The sequence below is a fragment of the Roseateles rivi genome (assembly GCF_043555845.1).
GTDB lineage: Bacteria > Pseudomonadota > Gammaproteobacteria > Burkholderiales > Burkholderiaceae_C > Roseateles > Roseateles rivi.
The window spans coordinates 114162-139765 of sequence record NZ_JBIGHZ010000002.1; the positions used below are offsets into that span (position 1 = coordinate 114162).

Here is a 25604-nt window from a genome sequence, read left to right on the forward strand (position 1 = left end):
GCATCAGGCCCATGCCGGGGCCATGACGTGCCAAGCGCCGTCAGCGCAGCGCCTGCGCTTGGGCCAGCCGCTCAGGGGTGCCAACATCGCTCCAGGCGCCGCAGTAGAGCTCGGCGCTGAGGCTGTGCCGCGCCAGGGCCGCGTCCAGCCAGGGCCGCAGCGGACTGGCTTGACCCAGGGGCAGCCCAGCCAACAGCGAGGGCTTGAACAGCCCGATGCAGGACCATGTGTAGGTGGGCGAGCCGCTGGCGCTGGCGCGACCCTCGGGCCCGATGGCGAAGTCGCCCTGCGGGCGATGTGCTGGGTTGGGGATGAGCCAGAGGTGCGCCTCGCGCGTGGCGTCTGCGGCAAAGCGCTGGGCAGCAGCGGTGTCGCAGGCAAAGCCAGGCAGGAACACATCGCCTGAGGCCACCCAAAACGCCTCGTGCCCCTGCGGCGCCAGCCAAGGCAGGGCCTTGCGCAGGCCACCGGCGGTCTCCAGCGCGCCGCCGTGGTCGCGTTGCTCAAAGAAGTACTGCAGCCGCACGCCCCAGCGGCTGCCGTCGCCCAGCGCCGGTTCGAACTGGGCTTCCAGCCAGGCACAGTTGATGGCGATCTCGCGCACGCCCGCCGCGGCGAAGCGTTCGATATGCCATTCAATCAGGCGCTTGCCCTGCACCATGAGCAGGGGTTTGGGGGTGTGGTCCGAGAGCGGCCGCATGCGCTCGCCGCGCCCGGCCGCAAGAATCATGGCTCGCATGCTGCAGGTGGTTTTTGTGGAGCCGCGCAGTGTAGGGCCCGCGCCGCGCCGGGCTCAGGCTGCAGCCACCTGCGGACCGGCCACCGGCACCCAGATGCGAAAGCGCGTGCCCAGGCCCGGTGTGCTGTCCACCTCGATCTGCCCGCCATGACGCTGCACGATGGAGAAGGACAGCGACAGCCCCAGCCCCGTGCCCTTGCCCACGGGTTTGGTGGTGTAGAAGGGCTCGAAGATGCGGCGCTTGACTTCTTCGCTCATGCCACAGCCATCGTCTTGCACCTCGATCCAGGCCCATGGGGCGTCGTGCCCGTCGACATTGCGGCGCTCGCAGCCGCTGCGCAGGGTGATGACGCCGCGCTTTTCAATGGCGTGGGCGGCATTGACGATGAGGTTCATGAACACCTGGTTGAGCTGCGCGGCCAGGCAGCGCACGGGCGGCAGGGTGCCGTATTCACGCCGCACCTCGGCCTTGTACTTGACCTCGTTCATGACCACATTGAGCGTGGACTCGAGCCCCGCATTGAGGTCGGCCTCCTGCCAGTCGGAGTGGTCCACACGCGAGAAGTCCTTCAAGTCCTGCACGATTTTTTTGACGCGGCCCAGGCCCTCGTCGCTTTCCTTGAGCAGCTCGGGCAGGTCTTCGTGGATGAATTCAAAGTCAGCCTCGCGCTGGAGCTGTGCGATCTGGGCGCGCAGCTGCTCGGGCAGCTGGCTCAAGTCCAGGCATTCGTAGAGGCCGATGAGCTGCAGCATGGACTCCATGTAGCGCCGCATGGTGCTCATGTTGGAGGACACAAAGCCGATGGGGTTGTTGATCTCGTGTGCCACCCCGGCAGCGAGCTGACCGATGGAGGCCATCTTCTCGGACTGCAGCAGCTGGCTTTGCGCCTCGGCCAGGCGCTCGTTGGTGTCTTGAATGCGGCGGTAGTTGAGCACCTGCTCTTGCTGAGCCTGCCACATGGCGGTGCGGTCTTGCAGCAGCCACCACACGCGCACGCAGCCGCTGCTGGGTTCGGCAGCGTAGGCGATGAGTTGCACCCAGCGCTGGGCGCCGCTCATGGTGCGCATCTTCATTTCGTGCGAGACGCATTCGCCCGCAGCCAGCAGCGGCTTGGCGTCGCTCATGAGCGCGTCCAGGTCTTCGGCGCTCATGAAATAGCGCTCGTCAAAGGCCCCCACCTCAGCACCGTCTTGCAGTTCGAACATTTGCGAGAAGGTGCGGTTGTGGCGCACGATGCGCTGCTCCTCGGTGGTGAGAATGCCCACGGGCGCGTTTTCCAAAAAGGCGTCCAGATCGTGGTGGGTTTCCAGCAACTCGGCGGTGCGCTCGGCCACCATTTGCTCCAGCGCATTGCGGTGGCGGCGCAGCTCGTCTTCGGTCTGGCGCCTGGCGCTGACGTCTTGCAGCGTCGCAATGGCACCCACGGTCTTGCCTTCCATGTCCAGCAACGGCGCGGCGTTCACGTACAGCCAGCGCCCGCCGCCGAAGTGCGCGAAATAGCCCTCGTACTCCCAAGCCTGCGGCACCACCGGCGAGGGGCGTAGCTTGGGGCCGTAGACCTCGGGGCCGCGCTGCGCGATGGTGCCGTCCAGCACCAAGTCGGCCAGCGTGGGCTGTTCGGCATCGAAGAAGGCGCGCCAGACGTGGCGGCTGCCAATCATGCGATGGGCAGGCTCGCCGGTGAGCTGCGCGCAGGCGGCGTTCCAGTGCGTGACGCGGTGATTGACATCGATGACATAGGTGGGCACAGGATCGTTTTCGACGATCTGATGCATCACCCGGCCCACTTCCAGCAGGCTTTGCTGCACGAAGCGCATGTCCGAGAGGTCTTGCGCGGTGAGCAGCAAAAAGCGTTCGCCCGCGCTGAGCAGACTGCGCACGGTGACTTCCAGATAGCGCACCGTGCCGCTGGCCGTGACAGCCTCGACCTCCAGCACGGGCTGGTCGTCAGCGCTGCTGAGCGCCCGCAGTGCATGCTCGCGAAAGGCCTCGCGCGTGGCCTCACTGGTCCAGGCGTCAAAGGGCATGGCCTGCAGCGCCTCGGCGTCAAATCCCAGCAGCCGCTGCATGGCTGAGTTGGCCAGCAGCGTGTGGTCCCCTTGCGTGACCAGCATGGGGGCGGCCACGGCGTCAAGCCAGCGCAGCAGCGGCGGCGGCAGCCCCGGGGTGTGTTCAGCCACGGCCTGCCGCGCGCTCACCGAGGCGGCTCCAGCTGGTAGGCGCCGTCCAGGTCCCATTGCACGCGTGTGATGCCGGGCTCCAGGCGCTCCAGGCGGCGGCGCTCAAGTTCCTGCGGGCTGATGTCGTTTTGGCGCGCACGCTGGATGTCGGCCAGCAAGTCCGTCTCGGCCTCCTGGCGGCATTGCTGCAGCACGTCCAACACCACGGCGGCCACCTCGGCGTCTTCCCAGGGCTTGCTCAAGAAGCGATGAATGCGCGCGGCATTGATGGCAGCCATGAGCCCGTCGCGGTCCACCTGACCCGACAAAATCACTCGCCCCGCATAGGGCTGCAAGATTTTGAGCAACCCCAGCAACTCAGCGCCGGTCATGCCGGGCATGCGAAAGTCAGAGATCACCAGCGCATAAGACTGTGTCTTGAGGCGCTCCAGGGCCTTTTGGGGCTCGCACTCGGTGTCCATCTGCAGCCCCTCAATGCGGCCACGCAACTCGTGCCGCAAGGCCCGCGACAGGGCGCTGAGGATGTGCGGCTCATCGTCAACGAGCAGCAGTCGCGTGGTTTTCATACAGACTCCGACATTCAGGGGCTGGTTTCGGCGGCCAACGCACCAGCGTTGGTCTCAGTCTTGAAGGGTAGGACGTAGAGCTTGAGTTTGGAGCCCTCGCGCTGGACGAATTCGTGAATCTGGCGCACCACCTGCCCGTCAAATTTGAAGCCAGCGGCCAGCAGCAAAGTGCCTTTGGCGCTGAGCAAATCGCGCGACAGCACCATGCCCGGGCGCAGATCGTTGGCTGTGATGCAGACGTCGCTTTGCACCTCGTCACGCGTCTCGGCCAGGTAGGCGCGAAAAGCCTCCACCACCGCACGGTTGTAGTGTGTACCCGCTGTGCCGGCGATGAGTTGCGCGGCTTCCTCGGGCTTGTAGCTGCGCTGCGAGAGCCGCCCGTTGATGAGGCCGTGGTATTCAATGGAGAGGGCCAGTGCTTGCGCCGCGGGCGTGAAGTCCGCACCACTGATGCCGTCGGGCACGCCCTTGCCGTCGATGCGTTCCATCTGCATGCGCACAAGCTTTGAGACTTTTTTGAGCGAGTGCAAGGGCATGAGCGCGGCCTCGGCCGCCAGCGGGTGGCGGCGGAAGCGCGTGAGCTCTTCAGCACTCATGAGCGAGACGGGTTTTTGCAGCATGGCATCGGGCAGGCTCAGACGGCCCACTTCGTGCAACAGCCCTGCCACGTACACGTCCTGCACGTCGTAGTGCGGCAGCTGCAGCTGCTTGGACACGCCCTGGGCGAGCTTGGCCACCTGGCGGCAATAGCCGGCCGAGCCACGCTCGCGCAACTCCATCAGCCCGGCAAACACGTCCATGGAGAGGATGTAGTTGTCTTCGAGCTGCTGGTAGGCCGCATGCAGCATGTCGTTGACCTGCTCCAGCTCCAGCGTGCGGGCTTTGACGCGCTCTTCCAGCGTCTCGTTGGCCAGACGCAGTTCTTCATTCTGGGCCTGGGTCAAAGCCAGCAGACGCAAGTTCTCGCGCTCCAAGGACCGGCGCGAGAGCGCTTCGCGCACGGACAGCAACAGGTCTTGGTCGTCCCAGGGCTTGGCGATGTAGCGGTGAATTTCTCCGCGGTTGATGGCCGCAATGGTGGAGGCAATGTCGGCATAGCCGGTGAGCAGCATGCGCACTGCATCGGGCCAGCGCTGGCGCACCTGCTCCAAAAACACCGCGCCGTCCATGACGGGCATGCGCATGTCCGAAATCACCAAATCGACAGGCTGCTCTTCCAACAGGCGCAGCCCTTCCTCGCCGCTGTCGGCCACCAGAATCTGGTAGCCCTGGGGGCGAAACAGCCGCCGTAGCGCGCTGAGAATGGCGTTCTCGTCGTCGACGAACAAGATCGTGGCCGGAGGCGCTTGAGGGGTATCTGACATGCCTACCTCCCAACAGGGGCACTGCTTTGCGCGCACCGCACCCACACTCCAGGGCGCAGCACCGCACACCAAGCATCTAACAATCCAGGTCAGCACAGGCCAAGGGCCTTCGCTGTGGGCGTGAACAACTTGACACCGCTTGGCAATAACAGACCCTATCGCGACGTCTCCCCAGCTCTTTCGGCCCCAGCGCAGCAAACCTGATGGCGCAACGCCCTCCTGGCCGCGCGACATGCACACTCCTGAGGATGGGCGTGGCGGGCCTGTAAAATTTCGGGTTTCCCCGCAACCCACAGCATTAGCCGCCATGCCCGACCAAGCCACCGCCTCCACCCCCACCCAGATGGCCAATGCCATCCGTGCCCTGGCCATGGACGCGGTCCAGGCAGCCAACTCCGGCCACCCCGGCGCCCCCATGGGCATGGCCGACATGGCCGTGGCCCTGTGGGCCCGCCACCTGCGCCACAACCCCACCAACCCGCACTGGGCTGACCGCGACCGCTTCGTGCTGTCCAACGGCCACGGCTCCATGCTGATTTACGCGCTGCTGCACCTGAGCGGCTACGCGCTGAGCATCGAAGACCTCAAGGCCTTCCGCCAGATGCACAGCAAAACCCCCGGCCACCCCGAAGTGGGCATCACCCCGGGCGTTGAAACCACCACCGGCCCGCTGGGCCAGGGCATCACCAACGGCGTGGGCCTGGCGCTGGCTGAAAAGCTGTTGGCGCAAGAGTTCAACCGCGATGGCCACACCATCGTGGACCACCACACCTACGTTTTCCTGGGTGACGGCTGCCTGATGGAAGGCGTGAGCCACGAGGCCTGCTCGCTGGCCGGTGCCTGGCAGCTCAACAAGCTGATTGCCCTGTACGACGACAACGGCATCTCCATCGACGGCCAAGTCGCCCCCTGGTTCCCCGACAACACCGCCCAGCGCTTTGCCGCTTACGGCTGGGATGTGATCGGCCCCATCGACGGCCATGACGCCGCCGCCGTGGACGCCGCCATCGGCAAAGCCAAGAAGAGCAGCGCCAAGCCCACGCTCATCATCTGCAAGACCCACATCGGCAAGGGCAGCCCCAACCGCGCCAACACCGCCAAGGCCCACGGCGAGCCCCTGGGCGGCGAGGAAATCCAGCTCACCCGCGAGGCCCTGAACTGGCCGCACGCGCCCTTCGTCATCCCCGCCGAGGTCTACGCCGCCTGGGACGCCAAGGCCGCCGGCGCCGCGCTTGAAGCCGCCTGGGACGAGCGCTTTGACGCCTACGCCGCCGCCCACCCCGCGCTGGCCGCTGAATTCCAGCGCCGCATGGCCGGTGTGCTGCCCGAGAACTTCGCGCAGCTGGCCGTGGACGCCGTGGCCGCAGCTCACGACAAGGCCGAAACCGTGGCCAGCCGCAAGGCCAGCCAGATTGCGCTGGAGCACTTCACCGCCGCGCTGCCCGAGCTGCTGGGCGGCAGCGCCGACCTGACCGGCTCCAACCTCACCCAGACCAAGGCCACGCCTTCGCTGCGCTTTGACGCCGGCGTGCCCAACGGCGGACGCCATATCAACTACGGCGTGCGCGAATTTGGCATGGCCGCCATCATGAACGGCGTGGCCCTGCACGGTGGCTACATCCCCTACGGTGGCACCTTCCTGACCTTCAGCGACTACAGCCGCAACGCCATCCGCATGGCCGCGCTGATGAAGCAGCGCGTCATCCACGTCTTCACCCACGACTCCATCGGCCTGGGCGAAGACGGCCCCACGCACCAGTCCGTCGAGCATGTCTCCAGCCTGCGCCTGATTCCTGGCCTGGACGTCTGGCGCCCGGCCGACACCACCGAAACCGTGGTGGCCTGGACCATGGCCCTGGCCAACGCCCAGCGCCCCAGCGTGCTGGCCCTGTCGCGCCAAAACCTGCCCTACGCCGACAAGACCGCTGCGGACGACATCACCCGTGGCGCCTACGTGCTGCGCGAGCCCAAGGACGCCGGCATCAAGGGCAAGGCCCGCGCCGTCATCCTGGCCAGCGGCTCTGAGGTGCAGCTGGCACTGGAAGCGCAAAAGCTGCTGGGCCAATCCGGCATCCCCGTGCGCGTGGTCTCGGTGCCCTGCACCAACGTCTTCGACCGCCAGGACGCCGCCTACAAAAAGTCCGTGCTGCCGCCCGCGCTGCCCCGCATCGCCGTGGAAGCCGGTGTGAGCGACTTCTGGTGGAAGTACGGCTGCGCGGCCGTGGTGGGCATCGACACCTACGGCGAGAGCGCTCCCGCACCCGTGCTGTTCAAGCACTTCGGCTTCACCCCCGAAAACGTGGCCAACACCGTGAAGGTGGCCGTGGGTGAGGCGCGACTGAAGCGCCGCTGACACGCCCCGCCAGCACCAGGTGCAGCGCACGCGTTGCGCCTGGCGCACAACCCGCCCCTACAAGCTCGATAAAGTCCGCCGATCCTGCTTTGACGGTGCTTGGAGGGTTGGCATGCAGCGTTGTCGACAAAGTTCGCTCTGGGCGGTGGTTGCTGGCCTTGGATTGGCCAGCATCACCCCAGCCACACGGGCGCAAACCAACGCGCTCATCGATGCCACGCCGCCATCGGCCGCGCAGTCGCTGGCCTGCCTGGAGCGGTCGGCCGCCGCACCGCAATATCCCAAAACTTCCAGGTACGACCACCGCACAGGCCTGATGCGCGTGCGCTTGGAATTCAAGCAGCCCGACGCAGCACCCAGCGTCGAGGTGCTGGCCAACACTGCCGCCGAAGACATGCAAGACCAGGTCTTCGCCTACCTGAAGGGCTACCGGCTGCCCTGCCTCAAAGCCAGCGACGGCAGCGTGGCGGCGGTGCAAGAGTTTGAGTTCAGCGGCATGCAACCCGCGTCCCGCCCCCTGGCCGAGGCCCCCAAGCGTGAGCCGCTGTGTGTGGTCATGCCCCGCCACAAGGCGCCAGCCATTGAGGAGCTTGGCATCCGCACGCCCTCTGCCCCTGAGATCACCGTGCTGGCCCTGGCCTTTGCGGGTGATGGCCAGCAGGCACCCGAGGTCCAGATCATCCACTCCACGGGCAACAAAGACCTGGAAGAAGCCGCAGCCACCTACGTCAAGGACTACCGCATGCCCTGCCGCAAGGCAGGCGACGAAGTCAACGTCGTGCGACAACACTTTGTCTATGTGCCGCAGCGCAGCCGCTTCTACACCCCGAAGAAAACCGACTTTGCGCTCGCCGAGTTCCTGCGTTTGACACAGGACTTTGACACGGTCCAGGCACGCTTTGACTTCAACACCATGAGCTGCCCGTTCCAGGTGCGATACACCTACTACGGCCCAACCCTGCCCAACGAAACCAAATCCGAAGGCAGTCCCAACCCCAACCGGGCGCTGTTCCTGCAATGGCTCAGCCAAAGGCAGCTGGCGGTCACCACCGTGGCCATGGAGCGCAGCCTGTTTGGTGAGAAGTTCACCGTCCATGTGCCCTGTGGACGGCTGGATCTGGACTAGTCCGCGCCGCATCCACCAGCAGATCCATGCCCTCTGACCCGCTGCCCGCAACTGAAGCGGTAAACCCGTAGCAGGCCCCACAAGGGCCGCTGCTAGAGTGTCCTGATCATTGTTCGATGGAGGGCACTCGCTCATGTCATCGCATTTTTTGCCAGGCCGCCGCGCGGCGGCCTTTGTCTTTGCGCTGGGGGTTTCACAAGTCTGGGCGCAGTCTTCACCCGTCGACATCACACCGCCCTCGGCCGCGCAATCGCTCAGCTGCCTGCAGCGCCCGGCCAAGCCTCTGGCCTACCCTGAACAGCACGAGCTCGACCGAACCCCCGGCTTCATGCGCGTAAAGCTGCAGTTTGAGCAGCCCGACGCTCCACCCAAAGTTGAAATCCTGGCCAACACGGCGCGGGACGACATGCAAAAACTGGTGCTGGCGCATGTCAAAAGCTACCGGCTGCCTTGCCTGAAGGCCAGCGACGGCAGCGTGGTGGCGGTGCAGGAATTTCAATTCAGCAACTCGGTGCTGGACTCCGTGCCAGTGGCTGAGGCACCTCAGCGGGCACCGAGTTGCGTGGTCCTTCCCCCCGGACACCCCCCGGCCATCGACAAGGCCAAGAATCGCAAGAACGATGCCTTTGAGCACGCGGTACTAGCCATCACCTTCAACGGCACGGGCACTCAAGAGCCTGAGTTGAAGCTGATCTACTCCACGGGCGCTTCCACCCTTGAAACCGCGGCCCTGGACTGGGCTAAAAGCTACCGCATGCCCTGCCGCACGGGCACAGAAGAGCCCGTCGTGCTGCGCCAGCAGTTCACCTATGTACCCTACAAACAGAACATGCTGGCCTTCAAAGAAGAAGCCTTCGACTTGCCCAAGTTCCTGTCTATGACCGAGGACATTGAAAAGGCCGAGGCACACTTTGACTTCAACACCATGAGTTGCCCCTTCGCGGTGCGCTATTCCATCTTCGGTCCCAGCCTGCCCAACGTGGCGGAAGCGGAGGGCGTCAAGGACTCCAACCGCACGCTGTTTTTGAATTGGCTCAGCCAGCGCCAGCTCGCCATGCCGTCGCAGCAAGCAGCCCGCAAGCTGTTCGGCACAAGGCTGCTGGTCAAAGTCCCTTGTGGCGTGTTGAACCTCAACCCCAGCTCCAGCTGAAGCGCGCACCACCCCGCCCAGCCCCAGATTTAGGGGGGCCGGAATCGGGGAGAATCTGGGCCCAGTAGCGCTTTCACTTCACTGGAGACTTTGGCATGACCATCAAGATTGGCATCAACGGATTCGGCCGCATTGGCCGCATGGTGTTCCGCGCCGCGGTGCAGAACTTCAAAGACATCGAGATCGTGGGCATCAACGACCTGTTGGAGCCTGACTACCTGGCCTATATGCTGAAGTACGACAGCGTGCACGGCCGCTTCAAGGGCGAGGTCGCTGTCGACGGCAACACGCTGATCGTCAACGGCAAGAAGATTCGTCTGACCGCTGTGAAGAACCCCGCCGAACTGAAGTGGGACGAAGTCGGCGCTGACATCGTCGTCGAATCGACCGGCCTGTTCCTGACCAAGGAAACCGCCGAAGCCCACCTCAAGGCCGGTGCCAAGAAGGTCATCATGTCCGCCCCGTCCAAGGACGACACGCCCATGTTCGTCTACGGCGTGAACGACAAGACCTACGCCGGTCAGACCATCATCTCCAACGCCAGCTGCACCACCAACTGCCTGGCACCCGTGGCCAAGGTGCTCAACGACAAGTGGGGCATCAAGCGCGGCCTGATGACCACCGTGCACGCTGCCACCGCCACGCAAAAAACCGTGGACGGCCCCAGCAACAAAGACTGGCGCGGCGGCCGCGGCATTCTGGAAAACATCATCCCCAGCAGCACCGGTGCGGCCAAGGCCGTGGGCGTGGTGATTCCTGAGCTGAACAAGAAGCTCACCGGCATGAGCTTCCGCGTGCCCACCTCCGACGTGTCCGTGGTCGACCTGACCGTGGAGCTGAACAACGCCGCCAGCTACGCCGAGATCTGCGCCGAAATGAAGGCTCAGAGCGAAGGCGCCATGAAGGGCGTGCTGGGCTACACCGAAGACAAGGTGGTGGCCACCGACTTCCGCGGCGAGCCCTGCACCAGCGTCTTTGACGCCGAGGCCGGCATCGCCCTGGACGGCACCTTTGTGAAGGTGGTGTCGTGGTACGACAACGAGTGGGGCTACTCCAACAAGGTGCTGGAGATGACCCGCGTGATGGCGGGCTGATCCCCCTCCTGAACTCTTGCAGCAACCGGGCCCATGGGCCCGGTTTTTCTTTGCCCGCACGCAGCACTTGCAAGCGTGCGCAATCCTTGGAATTGCCGGGCACTTTCAGGTTTACAGAAACATTGCCCTGATCCAGGCTCCCTACACTGGTGTGTCTGTCGCCCAACCCCCTTTGCACGCCATGCCCAACCGAAACACCCCTCAGCGGCGCCTTCTGCCCGTTCGATCCGTGGCCTGGGCTGCGTGCTTGACCTTGCTTGGAGGCATGAGCCCAGCACTGCAGGCGCAGCAAGACCTTGCGGCCAAAGCGCCCAGCGCCCGCGTGATCGTGCGCTTCAAGCCGCAGTCGGGCACGGTCAAGGCCCAAGCGCTGGCCGCACGCAGTACTGCGGTGACAGCACAGCAAGTGGCGCAATACCGCGCATTGGCGCTGGGGCAACGCCGCGGTCTGGTGCTCAATGCCCGGCGCAGCGTGGATGAACGCACCCATGTGGTGGTGGCCCAAGGCCTCAGCAGCGCCGAGCTGATGCGCCGTCTCGCACAAGACCCGGATGTGGAGTCGGTGGAGATCGACCACTTCCGCCGCCACAGCATGGTGCCCAACGACCCCTTTTACGCCACCGCCCTGCCGAGCGGGCCCGCCGCAGGGCAGTGGTATCTCAAACCACCCACGGCCAGTGCTGCCAACACTGGCACAGAGCTGGTCTCCAGCATCAACGCGCCAGCCGCCTGGGACAAAGCCACCGGCGCTGGCGTGGTGGTGGCGGTGCTGGACACGGGCGTGCGCTTTGACCACCCCGACCTCCTTGGCCAGTTGCTCAGTGGCTACGACCTGGTGGCGTTCCAAAACGGCACGGTGGCCCAGGCCAACGACAGCAACGGCGCGGACGCCGACGCCTCCGACCCCGGTGACTGGGTCAACGACGCCGACATCAGCGGTGGCACCCTGGGCGCCGACTGCACCAGCAGCGACAAAACCTCCAGCTCTTGGCATGGCACCAAAGTGTCGGGCCTGATTGCTGCGCTGGCCAACAACGGCCAGGGCATTGCCGGGCTGGCCCATGGCGCCAAGATCCTGCCCGTGCGTGTGCTGGGCAAGTGCGGCGGCTGGGATTCCGACATCCAAGCCGGCATGCGCTGGGCCGTGGGCCTGAGCGTGCCGGGGCTGCCCGTCAACCCCAACCCGGCGCGGGTGCTGAACATGAGCCTGGGCGGCTCAGGCGCCTGCAGCAATGGCTACAAAAGCACCATCAACGAGGTGGTGGCCAAAGGCGCAGTGGTGGTGGCTGCCGCAGGCAATGGCGTGGACAGCCCCAGCCCCGGCGGCGGCGTGGCCGCCAACACCCCGGCCAACTGCACCCCCTACAGCAGCGGCGTGGTGAGCGTGGCAGCGCTGCGGCACATCGGCACCAAGGTGGGCTTTTCCAATCTGGGCAGCGACGTCACCCTGGCCGCACCGGGCGGCAATTGCGTCAACACCGCCGCAGGCTCGCCCTGCCTCTACCCCATGCTGACCACCAGCAACAGCGGCAGCACCACCCCTGTCATCAACGACAACAACTACACCCTGACAGAAGCTGCAGTAGGCACCAGCTTTTCCACGCCCTTGGTAAGCGCCACCGCCGCGCTGATGCTGCAGCGCAACCCCGCGCTGACACCTGCGGAATTGGTGGGGTATTTGAAGGGCAGCACGCGCCCCTTCCCGAGCACCGGAAGTGACGCTGCCACCAAGGCCTGCACGGCCCCCTCGACCGCCACCCCGCAGCTGGAGTGCTACTGCACCACCAGCACCTGTGGCACGGGCATGCTGGACGCCGCGGCGGCCGTCAACGCCGTGCCGCTGCCAACCGCCCCGGCACCCTCGCCAGCGCCAAGCCCGGCGCCAGCCCCGTCACCCTTGCCTGCGAGCCCCTCAGGCTCGGGCGGCGGCGGCGGTGCCCTGGACATGGGCTGGGCCCTCGCCCTGGGGCTGGCCGCCTTGAGCCTGCGCCCGCGCAAGCCCAGCAGCCCCTGCCCCGCACCGCGCGACTGAGGCGCGCGGGGCCCGCGTCAAAACTTCAGCGTGAGGCCCCTGCGGGGGTGGATGCGGCTGGCTTTTCCGCGGCTGCGGACGCTGCTGCTGCGCCGTTGCGGCAGGCACTGAGCTGCGCGCCCTTGGGCCACACGGCACCCAGCGCCTTGATTTGACCCAGCTGCAGGCCGTCGAGCGCGGCCAGGCGCAGCTGATGGCGGCGCTGTGCGGCTTCGAGCTGCAGCACCCTCAGGCCACGGTAGGCGCGGTTCTCCAGCTGTTTGCGCGCCGCCTCGGCCTGATTGGGTGAGGGGTGACGGCTCAGCAGCAAGCTGGGTTGTTCGTCTGGGAAGCCCGCCAGTGGCTCGTAGGGAATGCGGCCCTTGCGGTAGGTTTCTTCCTTGCGCTGCTGGAATTCTTTGTTGGGCATCTTGATGGTGACCACGCCCCAAACGCCTGCACGCTCTTGCGTGTCGAGCTGGGTTTGGGCCTCCGTCAGCCCCACGCGCTGCAAAGCGGCACGCGCTTGGCGCAAGGCCTCGTCATTCTCCAGCGGCCCGATCTCCACACAGCTGCGCTCTTGCAGCTGGCGAATTTGCGGCTCGGCCAGGGGCTGCAGGCGTGCTGGCTCGTGCTGCAGCGCCGTGCGCGATGGGTCTGGCGCGGCACGGCCCCAGCCTTGGGTCCACACCAGCACCGCCACATTGGCCACCAACAACACCAGCACCAGGGCTCGCAGCATGTCAGCTCCTATTCTCGGGATGAGCAGGCAGGCGCACCGACACCTCGCCACTGCTGAGGGCACGCAGGCCCGTGGAGGTCTCCAGCAGCAACTCGCCGCTGGCGTTGATACCGCGCACCCGCCCCTGCAGCTCACCGGCTTGCACCAGGCTGCCGCGCAGCGCGTCGCGCCGCTCAAAAGCCGCCAACCAGGGCGCCGCGCCGTGGCGCTGGTAGTCCAGAACGCCCTGCACCAGGGCTGGCAGCACACAGGCCAGGGCCTCGGGCGCCTGCATCTGCGCATGCAGCTCCTGCACACAGGCAAAGCCGCTGGAGAGCCCTGCGGGGTCGGTGCAGGCCTCGGGGCGCAGGTTCAGGCCCACGCCAATGACGGCCATGCGCGCGCCCTCGGTAGCCACGGTCTCGATGAGGATGCCGCCGAGCTTGCGGCCCTGCAGCCACAAGTCGTTGGGCCACTTCAGGCTCAGGCGCGGTGCGCCGCCTTCGGGCTGCGGGTCCAGGGCTTGCGCCAGCGCACAACCCACCACCAGGGCCAGCAAGCCCTGCTCCGACGCCGGCAAAGGCAGGGCCAGCGAAAAAGTCAGCGAGGCCCCCGGACGGGCCTGCCAGCTGCGCCCCAGGCGACCGCGCCCCTGGGTCTGTGTTTGCGCCACCAGCGCGGTGGGCACTTGTGCATCGGCGCCGTGAGCGGCGCGAATGCGCTCCAGCAAAGCGGTGTTGGTCGAGCCAATCTCCGCCACCACTTCCAGGTTCAGGCCCGGCAAGCGGGGTTCAAGCTGCTCCCACAGGGCCTCGAGGTTCCAGCGCAGCGGCTCTTGCATGGACGTCAGCGCTTGGGGGCGAGCATGGTGCGGCGGCATGAGGCGCTGCCACAGAAGCAGGCATAGCGCTTTTTCACGGCGGGCGTGTAGCGCTCGTCCAGCACCAGGCCGTAGTCGTAAAACAACTCTTCGCCGGGTTGGAGCTCCCGCAGTGTGTAGATGCGCACCCGCTGGCCTTCCTCGCGGGCCTGGCAGTTGGGCTCGCAGGAATGGTTGATCCAACGCGCGCTGTTGCCGCCCACCATGGGGTCGATGACCTGCCCGCCCTGCTCGAGTTGGAAGAAGAAGGTGTGGTCAGGGTGCTCGGGGTCGTAGGGGTGGCGGCGCATGGCCTCGTCCCAGCTGATGACTTCACCCTCGTAGTCAAAGAGATACTCGCCCGCCGGGATATGCACCTGCGCATACACGCCGCGCCCATGCACGCCGGAGCGTCGCACCACAGTGCGCCGCCGGGGATGTGGTGCTTTGGAGCGAAACGGCTGTTGCGACATGGGGCGACTTGGGTACATTGAAATCATGGGTGCGTGCACGTGTGTGCGTGCGCGCGAGGCCGGATTGTAGGCAGGCATTTTGAGGGCGCCAGACGCACCTCCAGGAACGTGGCACAAGATGAGCAAGGCATTGGTTATTGCAGAGAAGCCCTCGGTGGCTCAGGACATCGTGCGGGCCCTCACGCCGCTTTCGGGCAAATTCGAAAAGCACGACGAGTACTTCGAGAACGACAGCTATGTGGTGAGCTCCGCCGTGGGCCACCTCGTGGAGATCAAGGCGCCCGAGGAGTTTGACGTCAAGCGCGGCAAGTGGAGCTTCACGCACCTGCCCGTGATCCCGCCGCACTTTGACTTGAACCCCATCGACAAGAGCAAAGGCCGGCTCAATGCGCTGGTCAAGCTCATCAAGCGCAAAGACGTCACCCAGCTCATCAACGCCTGTGACGCGGGGCGCGAGGGCGAGCTGATCTTCCGCTTGATCGTGCAGTACGCCGGCACAGCCAAGACCCAGGTGAACAAGCCCGTGCAGCGCCTGTGGCTGCAGAGCATGACGCCCGAGGCCATTCGCCAAGGCTTTGCACAGCTGCGCAGCGACACCCAAATGCTGCCGCTGGCCGACGCCGCACGCTGCCGCTCCGAGGCCGACTGGCTGGTGGGCATCAACGGCACGCGCGCCATGACGGCCTTCAACTCGCGCGACGGCGGCTTCTTCCTCACCACCGTGGGCCGCGTGCAGACGCCCACGCTGTCCATCGTGGTGGAGCGCGAAGAAAAAATCCGCAAGCACGTCTACCGCGACTACTGGGAAGTGCGCGGCAGCTTCGACGCCCAGGCCGGGCAGTACGAGGGCAAGTGGTTCGACCCGAAGTGGAAGAAGGACGAGCACGACCCCGAGCGCCGCGCCGACCGGCTCTGGACCCTGGCCGAAGCCCAGGCCGTGGCCGAGGCCTGCAAAGGCCAGCCCGCCACCGTCACCGAAGAGAGCAAGCCCAGCACCCAGGCCAGCCCGGGCCTGTACGACCTCACCACGCTGCAGCGCGAGGCCAACTCGCGCTTTGGCTTCTCGGCCAAGACCACGCTCTCGCTGGCCCAGGCCCTGTACGAAAAGCACAAGGTGCTGACCTACCCGCGGACCGACTCGCGCTACCTGCCCGAGGACTATGTCAGCGTGGCCAAGCAGACCGCCGAGATGCTGGCCAGCGAGGAGCTGCCCATCACCCTCATGCCCCTGGCCGGCCATGCCGCCACGGCGCTGAAAAACGGCTACATCAAGCCCACCAAAAAGGTTTTTGACAACGCCAAGGTCTCGGACCACTTCGCCATCATCCCCACGCTGCAAGCGCCCAAAAGCCTGACCGAAGCCGAGGCCAAGCTCTACGAGCTGGTGGTCAAGCGCTTCCTGGCCGTGTTCTTCCCCGCCGCCGAATTCCAAGTCACCACGCGCATCTCCACCGTCAAAGTCGCAGGCCAGAGCTACAGCTTCCAAACCAATGGCAAGGTGCTGGTCAAAGCGGGCTGGCAAGCCGTTTACGGCAAGGAAGCGCAGGACGAAGCGAGCGCCGACAACCAGGCCAGCCTCGTGCCCGTGCAAGCCGGTGAGGTGGTGCGCACCGAGAGCACCGACGTCAAAGCCCTGCAAACCAAGCCCCCCGCACGCTACAGCGAAGCCACGCTGCTGTCGGCCATGGAAGGCGCGGGCAAGCTGGTGGACGACGACGAGCTGCGCGAAGCCATGGCCGACAAAGGCCTGGGCACGCCGGCCACGCGCGCGGCCATCATCGAAGGCCTGCTGACCGAAAAGTACATGCTGCGCGAGGGCCGCGAGCTCATTCCCACCGCCAAGGCCTTCCAGCTCATGACGCTGCTGCGCGGGCTGGGCGTGGAAGAGCTCACCAAGCCCGAGCTCACCGGCAACTGGGAATTCCAGCTCTCCGAAATGGAGAAGGGCCGCTTGAAGCGCGAAGCCTTCATGGCCGAGATTGCCGCCATGACCGAGCGCGTGGTGCAAAAAGCCAAGTCCTACGACCGCGACACCATCCCCGGCGACTACGCCACACTGCGCGCGCCCTGCCCCAAATGCAGCGGGGTGGTGAAAGAGAACTACCGCCGCTTCAGCTGCACGGGTGCCGATGGCGCGTCCGAGGGCTGCGGTTTTTCCATCGGCAAGATTCCCGGCGGACGCAGCTTTGAGCTGCACGAGGTGGAGCAGTTTCTGCGCGACAAAAAGATCGGCCCGCTCGAAGGCTTCCGCTCCAAGGCGGGCTGGCCTTTCACGGCCGAGCTGGCCCTGGTGTTCGACGACGAAATCCACAACTGGAAGCTGGAATTCGACTTCGGTGAGGACGCCAAAAAGGCCGAGGAAAACGGCGAGCCCGTGGACTTCAGCGGCCAGGCCGCCCTGGGCCATTGCCCCAAGTGCCAAGGCCAGGTGTTCGACCACGGCAGCAACTATGTGTGCGAGCACACCGTGGGCACGGCCAGCACCTGCGACTTCAAGAGCGGCAAGATCATCCTGCAGCAGCCCATCGAGGCCGCGCAGATGAACAAGCTGCTGGCGCTGGGCAAGACCGATTTGCTCGACGGCTTTGTCTCCAACAAAACCCGCCGCAAGTTCAAGGCCTACCTGGCCTACGACAAGAAGGAGGGCAAGGTGGTGTTCGAGTTCGAGCCGCGCGCCACACCGGCGCGCAAGACCGCACCGCGCAAAACCACCGCCAAAGCGGGTTGATGCAGGTTTGCCCCCCTCACTCGGGGGCAGATCATGAGGGTCTCCCTCAGGGTGTGGCGTGGCGCGGCGGCGCTATGGTCGGGCCCCTCATTGCCCTCCCCGACCGCCCATGCACGCTCCTGCATCCCTCCGCGCACGCGCCGCCACGCGCCTCGTGCGCCATCCGCTGCAACTGTTCTTGCTCGGCGCCGCGGCGCTGTGCACCCTATCCAGCCAGGCCCAGGACCCCATCGCCATGCCCGCCACGGCCATGCGCATGGAACAGGGCCGCCCGGTGTTGAACTACGAGAAGGTGCGCCTGGCCAATGGCCTGGAGCTGATCTTGGCCCCCGACCGCCGCCTGCCGCTGGTCAGCGTCAACCTGTGGGTGCATGCCGGGCCGCGCAACGAAGCGCCGGGCCAGACCGGGTTTGCGCATTTGTTCGAGCACCTGATGTTTGCCGGGTCGCGCCACATTCCGCGCGGCGCCATGGACCGCATCATCGATGCCGCCGGAGGCACCGATGCCAATGGCACCACCGACTTTGACCGCACCAACTACTTTGTCACCCTGCCCTCCAACCAGCTGGAGCTGGGGCTGTGGCTGAAGTCGGACATGCTGGGCTACATGATCGACAAGATCGATGCCGTGGCCTTGTCCAACCAGCAAGACGTGGTGCGCAACGAGCGCCGTCTCTCCGAAAACCGGCCCTACGGCGTGGTCGAGGATGTGCTCTTTCAAGCCCTCTTCCCCGCAGGCCACCCCTACCGAGCCGCTGTCATTGGCTCGCACGCGGACATCCAGTCCATCAAGCTGGCCGATGTCAAGGACTTCGCGCGGCGCTACTACCGCCCCAACAACGCCACCCTGGTGCTTGCCGGTGACTTCGACCCCACGCGCGCCAAGGCGTTGGTGCAGAAGTACTTCGGGCCCTTGCGCCAGGGCCTGCCCGTGCCCCCGGCTCAGGCCACGCAGCCGCGCATCGAGCAAGAACAACGCCTGAGCGTGACCGACCGCGTCGAACTGCCGCGCTTGACGCTGGCCTGGCACACCCCGGCCGTCTTCAAACCCAGCGACGCCGAGCTGGACCTGGCCGCCCGGGTGCTCGCCGGTGGCGCCTCCAGCCGCTTGCAGCAGCGCCTGGTGCGCGAGCTGCGCTTGGCGCAGTCGGTGAGCGCGTCGCAGGCCTCGCTGTCCCTGGGCTCACTCTTCAGCATGGAAGTGCTGGCCATGCCCGGGCAATCGCTGGCCGATATCGAAGCTGTGATCAACGCCGAAATCCAAAGCCTGGCCGAACAAGGGCCCAGCCAGGCCGAGCTGGCGCAAGCCCGCACGGCGGTGCAAACCCAGCTGATGCAGCAACTGGAAAAGCCCCACACCCTGGCCGACCTGCTGAACTACTACAACCAGCAAGCCGGTGATCCCGGCTATTTGGCCCAGGACCTGCAGCGCTACCAAGACGCCACGGTCGAGAGCGTCAAAGCCGCCGTGGCCCAATACCTCGGCCGCAACCATCGCGTGGTGGTTCAGGCCCTGCCCGGCCCACAACAATTGGCCGCTGAAATACCCACCCCGCCGCCGCCCAAAGCCAGCAAGGCCGCCGCCGAATCCATCAACCCGCCCGCCCCCTGGCGCAAGCAACAGCCGCCCGCCTCGGGCGCGCTGGATCTGCAGCTGCCCACGGCGCAGCGCCGCACCTTGCCCAACGGGCTGGAGCTGATCCACGTCCACCGCCCCGGCCTGCCCTTGGCCAGCGTGGTGTTGGCGGTGCGCGCGGGCCAAAGTGCCAACCCGCAGGGCTTGCCAGGCCTACACGCCTTCACCGCGGCCATGCTCACTGAAGGCAGCCAGCAGCGCAGCGCGCAGGACATCGCCGCCGAGGCTGCACGGCTGGGCCTGGTACTGCAGACCACGCCCCGAGACGACGACACCCTCATCAGCTTTTCCGGCCTGAGCCGCCACTTCGGCCCAGGCCTGGCCTTGCTGGCCGATGTAGCCCTGCACCCCGCCTTTGCCAGCACCGATGTGCAGCGCCTGCGCACCAGTCAGCTCACAGCGCTGGGTCAGCTGCGTGAGGACCCCAACACACTGGTGAGCGTGGTGGGCCGCCGTGCTGCCTTTGGGCCCCAGCACCCGCTGGGCCAAAGCCCACTGGGCACTGAGGCCAGCATCAAGGCCATAGACAGCGAAGCGCTGCGCGGCTTCTGGCAGGGCCACTACCGCCCGGATCAGGCCGCGCTGGTGGTGGTCGGCGATGTCGACCCCAACACCTTGCGCCAACAGGTGGACGCCTTGTTTGGCGCCTGGCAGCGCCCCGACACGCCGCTGCCGCAGCGCTCGCGCGTGCCTGCCCAAGCCACCCAGGCTCGCGTGGTGGTGGTGGACAAACCCGGCGCACCACAAACCGCACTCTCGGTCGTGACGCCACTGCCGCCTGCGGGCATGCCCGATGCTGCTGCACTGAACGTCGGCAACGCGGCCATGGGCGGGCTGTTCACCTCGCGCATCAACCACCTGCTGCGCGAAGTCAAGGGCTACACCTACGGCCTCTACACGCAGACCCAGCAGGGGCGCGAGATCGGCCTGTTCAGCACCCGTGGCAGCGTACGCACCGATGCCACAGCCGATGCCATCGCGCTCTTCCTGCGCGAAGTGCGCGACATGCGCGCCCAGCCCATGCCCGGCCCGGAACTGCAGCGCGTGCGCAATGCCCTGCTGCTAGCGCTGCCTGGCGAGCTGGACACGCACCAGGCCCTGGCCACACACCTGGCCAGCGACTGGGCCCGGGACCTGCCCGCCGACGAGCTCAAGCAGCTGCCGCAGCGCCTGCGCCAAGTCAGCGCCGCCAGTGCCCAAGCCGCGTTGCGCGCTCACATCGATCCGACCCACCTGATCTTTGTGGGCGTGGGCGATTGGGCACAGCTGCAGCCCCAACTCGAGCAGCTGCGAGCACGCCAGCCGCAGCTGCGCTTGGAGCGGTGGTCAGCGGACGGCCCCGCCACACCCTGAGCCCCACGCCCAAAGAGAAAGCACAGCTTGCCCAGCGGCGAAAGCAACTGGCGCGGCCGCGGGCGGCGGTGTTGACGCACAATCTGCGCGCATGAGCACTGCCGCCGCCGCTGCCGGGTCAGCCCCGGACCTCGCCGCTTACATGCACACCCTGGGTGAGGCCGCGCGCGCCGCCAGCCGCCTGATGGCGACCGCACCCACCGCCGCCAAAAACGCAGCCCTGCTGGCCCTGGCCCGCCGCCTGCGCAACGAGGGGGCAGCCCTGGCCCTGGCCAATGCTCGCGACCTGCAGGCAGCCGAGGCTGCCGGTCTGGCCGCCCCGCTGTTGGACCGCCTGCGCCTCACGCCTGCGGTGATTGCCACCGTGGCCGAAGGCTGCGAGCAAATCGCTGCCATGCCCGACCCCATCGGCGAAATCACTGGCGTGAAGCGCCGCCCCAGCGGCATCAGCGTGGGCCAGATGCGCGTGCCCCTGGGCGTGTTCGGCATGATCTACGAGAGCCGCCCGAATGTGACCATCGAGGCGGCCTCGCTGGCCATCAAAAGCGGCAACGCCTGCATTCTGCGCGGGGGCTCTGAAGCCCTGCACGCCAACCAGGCCCTGGCCGCGCTGGTGGCCGAGTCCCTGGCCGAGGCCGGTCTGCCGCGCCACGCCGTGCAACTCATTGCCACCACCGACCGCGCCGCCGTGGGCCACCTCATCACCATGCCCGAGCATGTGGATGTGATCATCCCGCGCGGCGGCAAGGGGCTGATCGAGCGCATCGCCACCGAGGCCCGCGTGCCCGTGATCAAGCACCTGGACGGCAACTGCCATTGCTATGTCGACGCCGAAGTCGATCTGGACTTGGCCCTGACCGTGGTGGACAACGCCAAGACGCAAAAGTACAGCCCCTGCAACGCCACCGAGTCCCTGCTGGTGCACGCTGCGCAGGCCGCGGCGTTTTTGCCGCGCATCGGCGCCGTGTTCGCCGCCAAGGACGTGGAGATGCGCGGCTGCGCGGCCGCGCTTGAGCAGCTGGCGCAAGTGCGCGGTGCGCGGCTGCTGGAGGCCAGCGAAGCCGACTGGGCCACTGAGTACCTCGCCCCCATCATCAGCATCAAAGTGGTGGGCAGCTTGGACGAAGCCATCGTGCACATCAACCGCTACGGCTCGCACCACACCGACGCCATCCTGACCACGAGCCACCCGAACGCCATGCGCTTCCTGCGCGAGGTCGATTCCGCCAGCGTCATGGTCAACGCCAGCACCCGCTTTGCCGATGGCTTCGAGTACGGCCTGGGCGCCGAGATCGGCATCAGCACCGACAAGTTCCACGCCCGCGGCCCCGTCGGCCTGGAGGGCTTGACCTCGATGAAGTGGGTGGTGCTGGGGCAGGGCGAAGTGCGAGGCTGAGGAGCGCCACCCTGCTGACACCCCGTTGTCAGCAGGGCCTGCCCAGAATGCAAAGCTTCTCAACGAGGAGCTCCCATGAAAAGCGCCATCAGCTGGTTTGAAATCCCCACCCTGAATCTGCCCCGCGCGCAGGCCTTTTACGAGGCCATGCTGGACTGCAAGCTGCGCCCTGAAGCCATGGGGCCCTCGCAAGGGGCGATCTTCCCTTACGAGGGCGAGGGGGTTGGCGGTGCCTTGCTGTGTGGGCCCGATGCGCCCACGCCGGGCCACAGCGGAGTGCTGATCTATCTGGATGCCTCACCCAGCCTGGACGCGGCCGTACAGCGTGCCCGAGCCGCTGGCGCCGAGGTGCTGGTTGATCGCCTCGAATTGCCCGAGGGCCTGGGCTACATCGCCCACCTCATCGACTTGGACGGCAACTGCATTGGCCTGCATGCCCTGACTTGAGGGCCCCTCACCCCTGGTGAGGATGGCGGCCGTGCTCCTACACTGCCGCCATGCGCCGCGCTGACCGCCTCTTCCAACTCGTGCAGCTGGTACGCGGCCGCCGCCTCAGCACCGCCGAGTTTTTGGCGCAGCGCCTGGAGGTGTCGGTGCGCACGGTCTACCGCGACATTGCCGACTTGCAGCACCACGGCGTGCCCATTCAGGGCGAGGCCGGCGTGGGCTACCGCCTGGGCAAGGGCTTCGAGCTGCCGCCGCTGATGTTCAGCCACGACGAAGCGCAGGCCCTGGTGGCCAGCGTGCGCGTTGCCCAAACCTGGCTGGACCCCGAAATGGCGAACGCAGCCCTGCGCGGGCTGAGCAAAATCCTCTCTGTCCTGCCCTCGGGCACGCGCACGGCGGCACAAAGCCTGCCGCTGTACGCCCCACTCCAGGCCCTGGCACCTGAGACCCACGCCCTGCTCTCGGGCCTGCGTGCGGCGGCCCAAGCCCAGCAGCGCGTGCACCTGAGCTACTGCGACGAGCACGGCTGCAGCAGCCAGCGCAGCGTGCAGCCCTTGGGCTGTTTTTTCTGGGGCAAGGTGTGGACGCTGGCGGCGTGGTGCGAAGCGCGTGAGAGCTTTCGCAGCTTTCGCCTGGACCGCATCCAGTCCTGGCAGCTCGCACAAGGCCCAGCGGCCCATTTCCAAGCCAGCAGCGGCCGCACCCTGGCCGACTACCTGCGCGCCAATGCCTCTGAAGACGCCGTGAGCGCGCTCACCGCAGACAGCTAAAGCCCATCTGGCCGCGCCGCTGGCCCAATGCGCACACGCCGCGCTGGCACACTTACGCCCATGACCACTCCCCAACAAGCCCACTGCGCACGCACCGCGCTGGTGCTCTTCTCCGGCGGCCAAGACTCCACTGCCTGTCTGGCCTGGGCCTTGGACCGTTTCGCCCACGTTGAGACTCTGGGTTTCGATTACGGCCAGCGCCATCGCATCGAACTGAGCTGCCGCCAAACGGTGCGCGCCGAGCTGGCCGCGCAGTTCCCGCAATGGGCGGCCAAGCTGGGTGAGGACCATGTGCTGGACCTCTCGCTGCTGGGCCAAATTTCCGACACCGCGCTCACCGCCGAGCGCGCCATCGAGATGGCGGCCAATGGCCTGCCCAACACCTTTGTGCCCGGGCGCAATCTGCTGTTCCTGAGCTTTGCTGCCACGCTGGCCTACCGCCGCGGCGCCTCGGTGCTGGTGGGCGGCATGTGCGAGACGGATTACTCCGGCTACCCCGACTGCCGCGACAACACGCTCAAAGCCCTGCAAGTGGCGTTGAGCCTGGGGCTGGATACGCCCATGACGCTCGAGACACCGCTGATGTTCCTGACCAAGGCGCAGACCTGGCAGCTGACCGAGCAGATGGGCGGCGCAGCGCTCAACGAGCTCATCATCGAGCACACCCACACCTGCTATCTGGGTGAGCGCAAGCAGCGCCATGACTGGGGTTGGGGCTGCGGCCACTGCCCGGCCTGCGCGCTGCGCGCCACGGGCTGGCAGCAGTACCGGAGCACGCCATGAACTGGACCAACCTGCTGGGCTGGCTGGCGCTGGCCTTGATTTTGTTTTGGGCCATTGGCGCCTACCACCGCATGGTGCAGCTGCGCAGCGCCATTGGCGCCGCCTACCGCCAGCTGGACGAGGCGCTGAACCAGCGCTCCACGCTGTGCGAGCAGCTGGTGGCACAGCTGGGGCCCTTGCTGGACAACGAGCAAGCCACCTTTGACGCACTGGCCTCCGCCCAGGCCGAGGCGCAAACGGCCGCGCAAGCGGTGCGTGCGCGGCCGCACGCGGGCGATCCGGTGGCCCGCCTGGCCGTGGCCAGCGCCATGCATGCGGCGGCCTTGACGCGCCTGATGTCGCTGGTGGAGCACCACCCGGAAATTGCTTACCGCGCTGAGATTGCGCCCTTGATGGACGAGCTCAAGATGGTGGAGCGCCAGCGCTCCTTCGCGCGCCAGGTGTTCAACCAGGCCGTGACCACCTACAACGAGGCGGTGCAGGAATTTCCCACGCGCGTGCTCAACAGCATTTTTGGCTTCAGCGAAGCGCGCAGCCTCTAGCCCGCGCGGCCCGCGGCCCTCAGTTGCACTCGATCACGCCGCTGGCCAGCAGTTCTTCGAGCAGCGCCGTCAGCGCTTTGCCGCTCATGGCGTAGGGGTCCAGGCGCGCGCTGGCGCTGTACTTGAGCACCAAAGCCGGGTTCAGGCGCTGCAGATTGACTTGGCCCATGGACCAGCCCGCAAAGCGCCGCTCGGCGATCTCGTCGTAGCTCAGCAGGATCTGATCTTGGTGGCGCGCGTCTTGCAGGATGCGCTTGTAGCGCGCGTTCACCGCCATGCGCCCGCCTTCGAGCACCTGCAAAAACACCCCGGCGTTGAAGCACAACACGCCGGTGATGCCGTCATGCGGGTTGTGCTCGCGCGACTCCCGCAGGATGTGCCCGAGGTCGGTGGCGCTGAGCTCCTGGGTGGCACGGCTGGCGTAAACAAGGCGAACAAGCATGGGCGGCTCCGGAAGGCGGTTCATACGGGCAAGAGCTCAGCTCTTGCGGATGAGAGAGAGGAACTCGCGACGCAGATTGGGGTCCTTCAAAAACGCGCCGCGCATGACACTGTTGATCATCGTGGAGTCCATGTCTTTGACGCCGCGCCAATGCATGCAGAAATGATCTGCATCCATGACGATGGCCAGGCCGTCGGGCTGCACGCGGCGCTGCAGCTCATTGGCCAGCATGGTCACGGCCTCTTCCTGGATCTGCGGGCGGCTCATGATCCAGTCGGTCAGGCGCGCGTACTTGGACAGGCCGATGAGGTTGGAGTGCTCGTTGGGCAGCAGGCCAATCCACACCTTGCCGATGATGGGGCAGAGGTGGTGCGAGCAAGCGCTGCGCACGGTGATGGGGCCCACGATCATGAGCTCGTTGAGGCGCTCGACGTTGGGGAACTCCGTCACCGCCGGGGCCGCTTCGAAGCGGCCGCGGAAGACCTCGCGCACAAACATCTTGGCCACGCGCTTGGCGGTGTCCTGAGTGTTGTGGTCGCTGTCGGTGTCAATCACCAGGGCCTTCAGCACTTCTTGCAGCTTGCCCTGCACCTCCGCCTGCAACTGCTCCAGTTCACCCGGCGCGATGCAGTCGGCAATGTTGTCGTTGGCGTGGTAGCGGCGCTGCGCCTGAACCAGGCGGTAGCGCACACGCTCCGAGGCCGGTAGCGCGGCCAATTCGGCTTCGCTCAAGATGGGTAGTCCGTTCATGATGTTCGATATTTCCGGGCGTGTGTTCGGGGCCTGTGTTCGGAGCGTCTGGCCGCGCATTGTGCTTGGGAATGCCCTTAGCCCTGCCCGCACAGGGGTCATGCGCGCACTACACTTGCC

At 66.3% G+C, this 25604-nt stretch carries 22 protein-coding genes; 13 read left to right on the top strand and 9 right to left on the bottom strand.

What is annotated here, in order from left to right; all coding sequences use genetic code 11:
* Window positions 1–40 precede the first annotated feature (40 nt).
* From murU to nosR, 4 genes are read right to left on the bottom strand one after another with little or no spacing between them, the layout of a single operon-like run.
* Complete coding sequence (murU, locus tag ACG0Z6_RS04565; protein WP_394458919.1) at window positions 41–739, bottom strand: N-acetylmuramate alpha-1-phosphate uridylyltransferase MurU; 699 nt, start codon at window positions 737–739, stop codon at window positions 41–43.
* A 54-nt stretch (window positions 740–793) separates the two neighbouring features.
* Window positions 794–2938: a PAS domain S-box protein gene (locus ACG0Z6_RS04570; protein WP_394458920.1), complete on the bottom strand. Its 2145-nt coding sequence runs from the start codon at window positions 2936–2938 to the stop codon at window positions 794–796.
* On the bottom strand, window positions 2935–3486 hold the full coding sequence (locus tag ACG0Z6_RS04575; RefSeq protein ID WP_394458921.1) for a response regulator: 552 nt from the start codon (window positions 3484–3486) through the stop codon (window positions 2935–2937). Before ACG0Z6_RS04575 ends, ACG0Z6_RS04570 begins: the two co-directional genes overlap by 4 nt.
* 14 nt (window positions 3487–3500) lie before the next feature.
* Window positions 3501–4850, bottom strand: coding sequence for a response regulator c-di-GMP phosphodiesterase, NosR family (nosR, locus tag ACG0Z6_RS04580; protein ID WP_394458922.1), 1350 nt, complete (start codon window positions 4848–4850; stop codon window positions 3501–3503).
* Here nosR and ACG0Z6_RS04585 point away from each other — a divergent pair.
* From ACG0Z6_RS04585 to ACG0Z6_RS04610, 6 genes are all read left to right on the top strand, one after another.
* On the top strand, window positions 4849–4974 hold the full coding sequence (locus ACG0Z6_RS04585; protein ID WP_394458923.1) for a hypothetical protein: 126 nt from the start codon (window positions 4849–4851) through the stop codon (window positions 4972–4974). The genes nosR and ACG0Z6_RS04585 overlap by 2 nt on opposite strands.
* Before the next feature lie 183 nt (window positions 4975–5157).
* A complete protein-coding gene (gene tkt / locus ACG0Z6_RS04590; RefSeq protein WP_394458924.1) occupies window positions 5158–7203 on the top strand; it encodes a transketolase in 2046 nt (681 codons plus the stop codon).
* A gap of 112 nt (window positions 7204–7315) precedes the next feature.
* A complete protein-coding gene (locus ACG0Z6_RS04595; RefSeq protein WP_394458925.1) occupies window positions 7316–8329 on the top strand; it encodes a hypothetical protein in 1014 nt (337 codons plus the stop codon).
* Window positions 8330–8462: 133 nt separating this feature from the next.
* Window positions 8463–9479: a hypothetical protein gene (locus ACG0Z6_RS04600; RefSeq protein WP_394458926.1), complete on the top strand. Its 1017-nt coding sequence runs from the start codon at window positions 8463–8465 to the stop codon at window positions 9477–9479.
* 95 nt (window positions 9480–9574) lie between these two features.
* The gene (gap, locus tag ACG0Z6_RS04605) at window positions 9575–10573 is read left to right on the top strand and encodes a type I glyceraldehyde-3-phosphate dehydrogenase (RefSeq protein WP_394458928.1); all 999 of its coding nucleotides are present in this window, start codon (window positions 9575–9577) and stop codon (window positions 10571–10573) included.
* Window positions 10574–10838: 265 nt separating this feature from the next.
* A complete protein-coding gene (locus ACG0Z6_RS04610) occupies window positions 10839–12605 on the top strand; it encodes a S8 family serine peptidase (protein WP_394458930.1) in 1767 nt (588 codons plus the stop codon).
* A 25-nt stretch (window positions 12606–12630) separates the two neighbouring features.
* On the opposite strand, the gene ACG0Z6_RS04615 is transcribed toward ACG0Z6_RS04610, so the two are convergent.
* Genes ACG0Z6_RS04615 through ACG0Z6_RS04625 form a run of 3 tightly spaced genes read right to left on the bottom strand, consistent with a single transcriptional unit; the run spans window position 12631 to window position 14637 of the window.
* Window positions 12631–13326 (bottom strand): hypothetical protein, encoded by a 696-nt coding sequence (locus tag ACG0Z6_RS04615; protein WP_394458931.1) that lies wholly within the window; start codon window positions 13324–13326, stop codon window positions 12631–12633.
* Window position 13327: 1 nt separating this feature from the next.
* The gene (locus ACG0Z6_RS04620; protein ID WP_394458933.1) at window positions 13328–14146 is read right to left on the bottom strand and encodes a biotin--[acetyl-CoA-carboxylase] ligase; all 819 of its coding nucleotides are present in this window, start codon (window positions 14144–14146) and stop codon (window positions 13328–13330) included.
* 5 nt (window positions 14147–14151) lie between these two features.
* Window positions 14152–14637, bottom strand: a complete 486-nt coding sequence (locus ACG0Z6_RS04625; protein ID WP_394458935.1) for an SET domain-containing protein — start codon at window positions 14635–14637, stop codon at window positions 14152–14154.
* Between the two features lie 118 nt (window positions 14638–14755).
* Here ACG0Z6_RS04625 and ACG0Z6_RS04630 point away from each other — a divergent pair, with 118 nt between their 5' ends.
* From ACG0Z6_RS04630 to ACG0Z6_RS04660, 7 genes are all read left to right on the top strand, one after another.
* Window positions 14756–17365, top strand: a complete 2610-nt coding sequence (locus ACG0Z6_RS04630; protein ID WP_394458937.1) for a DNA topoisomerase III — start codon at window positions 14756–14758, stop codon at window positions 17363–17365.
* 109 nt (window positions 17366–17474) lie between these two features.
* On the top strand, window positions 17475–20354 hold the full coding sequence (locus tag ACG0Z6_RS04635; RefSeq protein ID WP_394458939.1) for a M16 family metallopeptidase: 2880 nt from the start codon (window positions 17475–17477) through the stop codon (window positions 20352–20354).
* A gap of 91 nt (window positions 20355–20445) precedes the next feature.
* Complete coding sequence (locus ACG0Z6_RS04640; protein WP_394458941.1) at window positions 20446–21750, top strand: glutamate-5-semialdehyde dehydrogenase; 1305 nt, start codon at window positions 20446–20448, stop codon at window positions 21748–21750.
* 75 nt (window positions 21751–21825) lie between these two features.
* Complete coding sequence (locus tag ACG0Z6_RS04645) at window positions 21826–22197, top strand: VOC family protein (protein WP_394458943.1); 372 nt, start codon at window positions 21826–21828, stop codon at window positions 22195–22197.
* A 50-nt stretch (window positions 22198–22247) separates the two neighbouring features.
* Window positions 22248–22967 (top strand): helix-turn-helix transcriptional regulator, encoded by a 720-nt coding sequence (locus tag ACG0Z6_RS04650; RefSeq protein WP_394458945.1) that lies wholly within the window; start codon window positions 22248–22250, stop codon window positions 22965–22967.
* 60 nt (window positions 22968–23027) lie between these two features.
* On the top strand, window positions 23028–23750 hold the full coding sequence (queC, locus tag ACG0Z6_RS04655; RefSeq protein ID WP_394458947.1) for a 7-cyano-7-deazaguanine synthase QueC: 723 nt from the start codon (window positions 23028–23030) through the stop codon (window positions 23748–23750).
* Window positions 23747–24292 carry a LemA family protein gene (locus ACG0Z6_RS04660; RefSeq protein WP_394458949.1) on the top strand — a complete coding sequence of 182 codons (546 nt, stop codon included), beginning with the start codon at window positions 23747–23749 and terminating at the stop codon, window positions 24290–24292. The genes queC and ACG0Z6_RS04660 overlap by 4 nt, the downstream gene beginning before the upstream one ends.
* Before the next feature lie 19 nt (window positions 24293–24311).
* Here the strand turns inward: ACG0Z6_RS04660 and ACG0Z6_RS04665 are convergent, their stop codons facing one another.
* On the bottom strand, window positions 24312–24734 hold the full coding sequence (locus ACG0Z6_RS04665) for a BLUF domain-containing protein (RefSeq protein WP_394458951.1): 423 nt from the start codon (window positions 24732–24734) through the stop codon (window positions 24312–24314).
* A 36-nt stretch (window positions 24735–24770) separates the two neighbouring features.
* Window positions 24771–25484: a GTP cyclohydrolase I gene (gene folE / locus ACG0Z6_RS04670; protein ID WP_394458953.1), complete on the bottom strand. Its 714-nt coding sequence runs from the start codon at window positions 25482–25484 to the stop codon at window positions 24771–24773.
* Window positions 25485–25604: the final 120 nt, after the last annotated feature.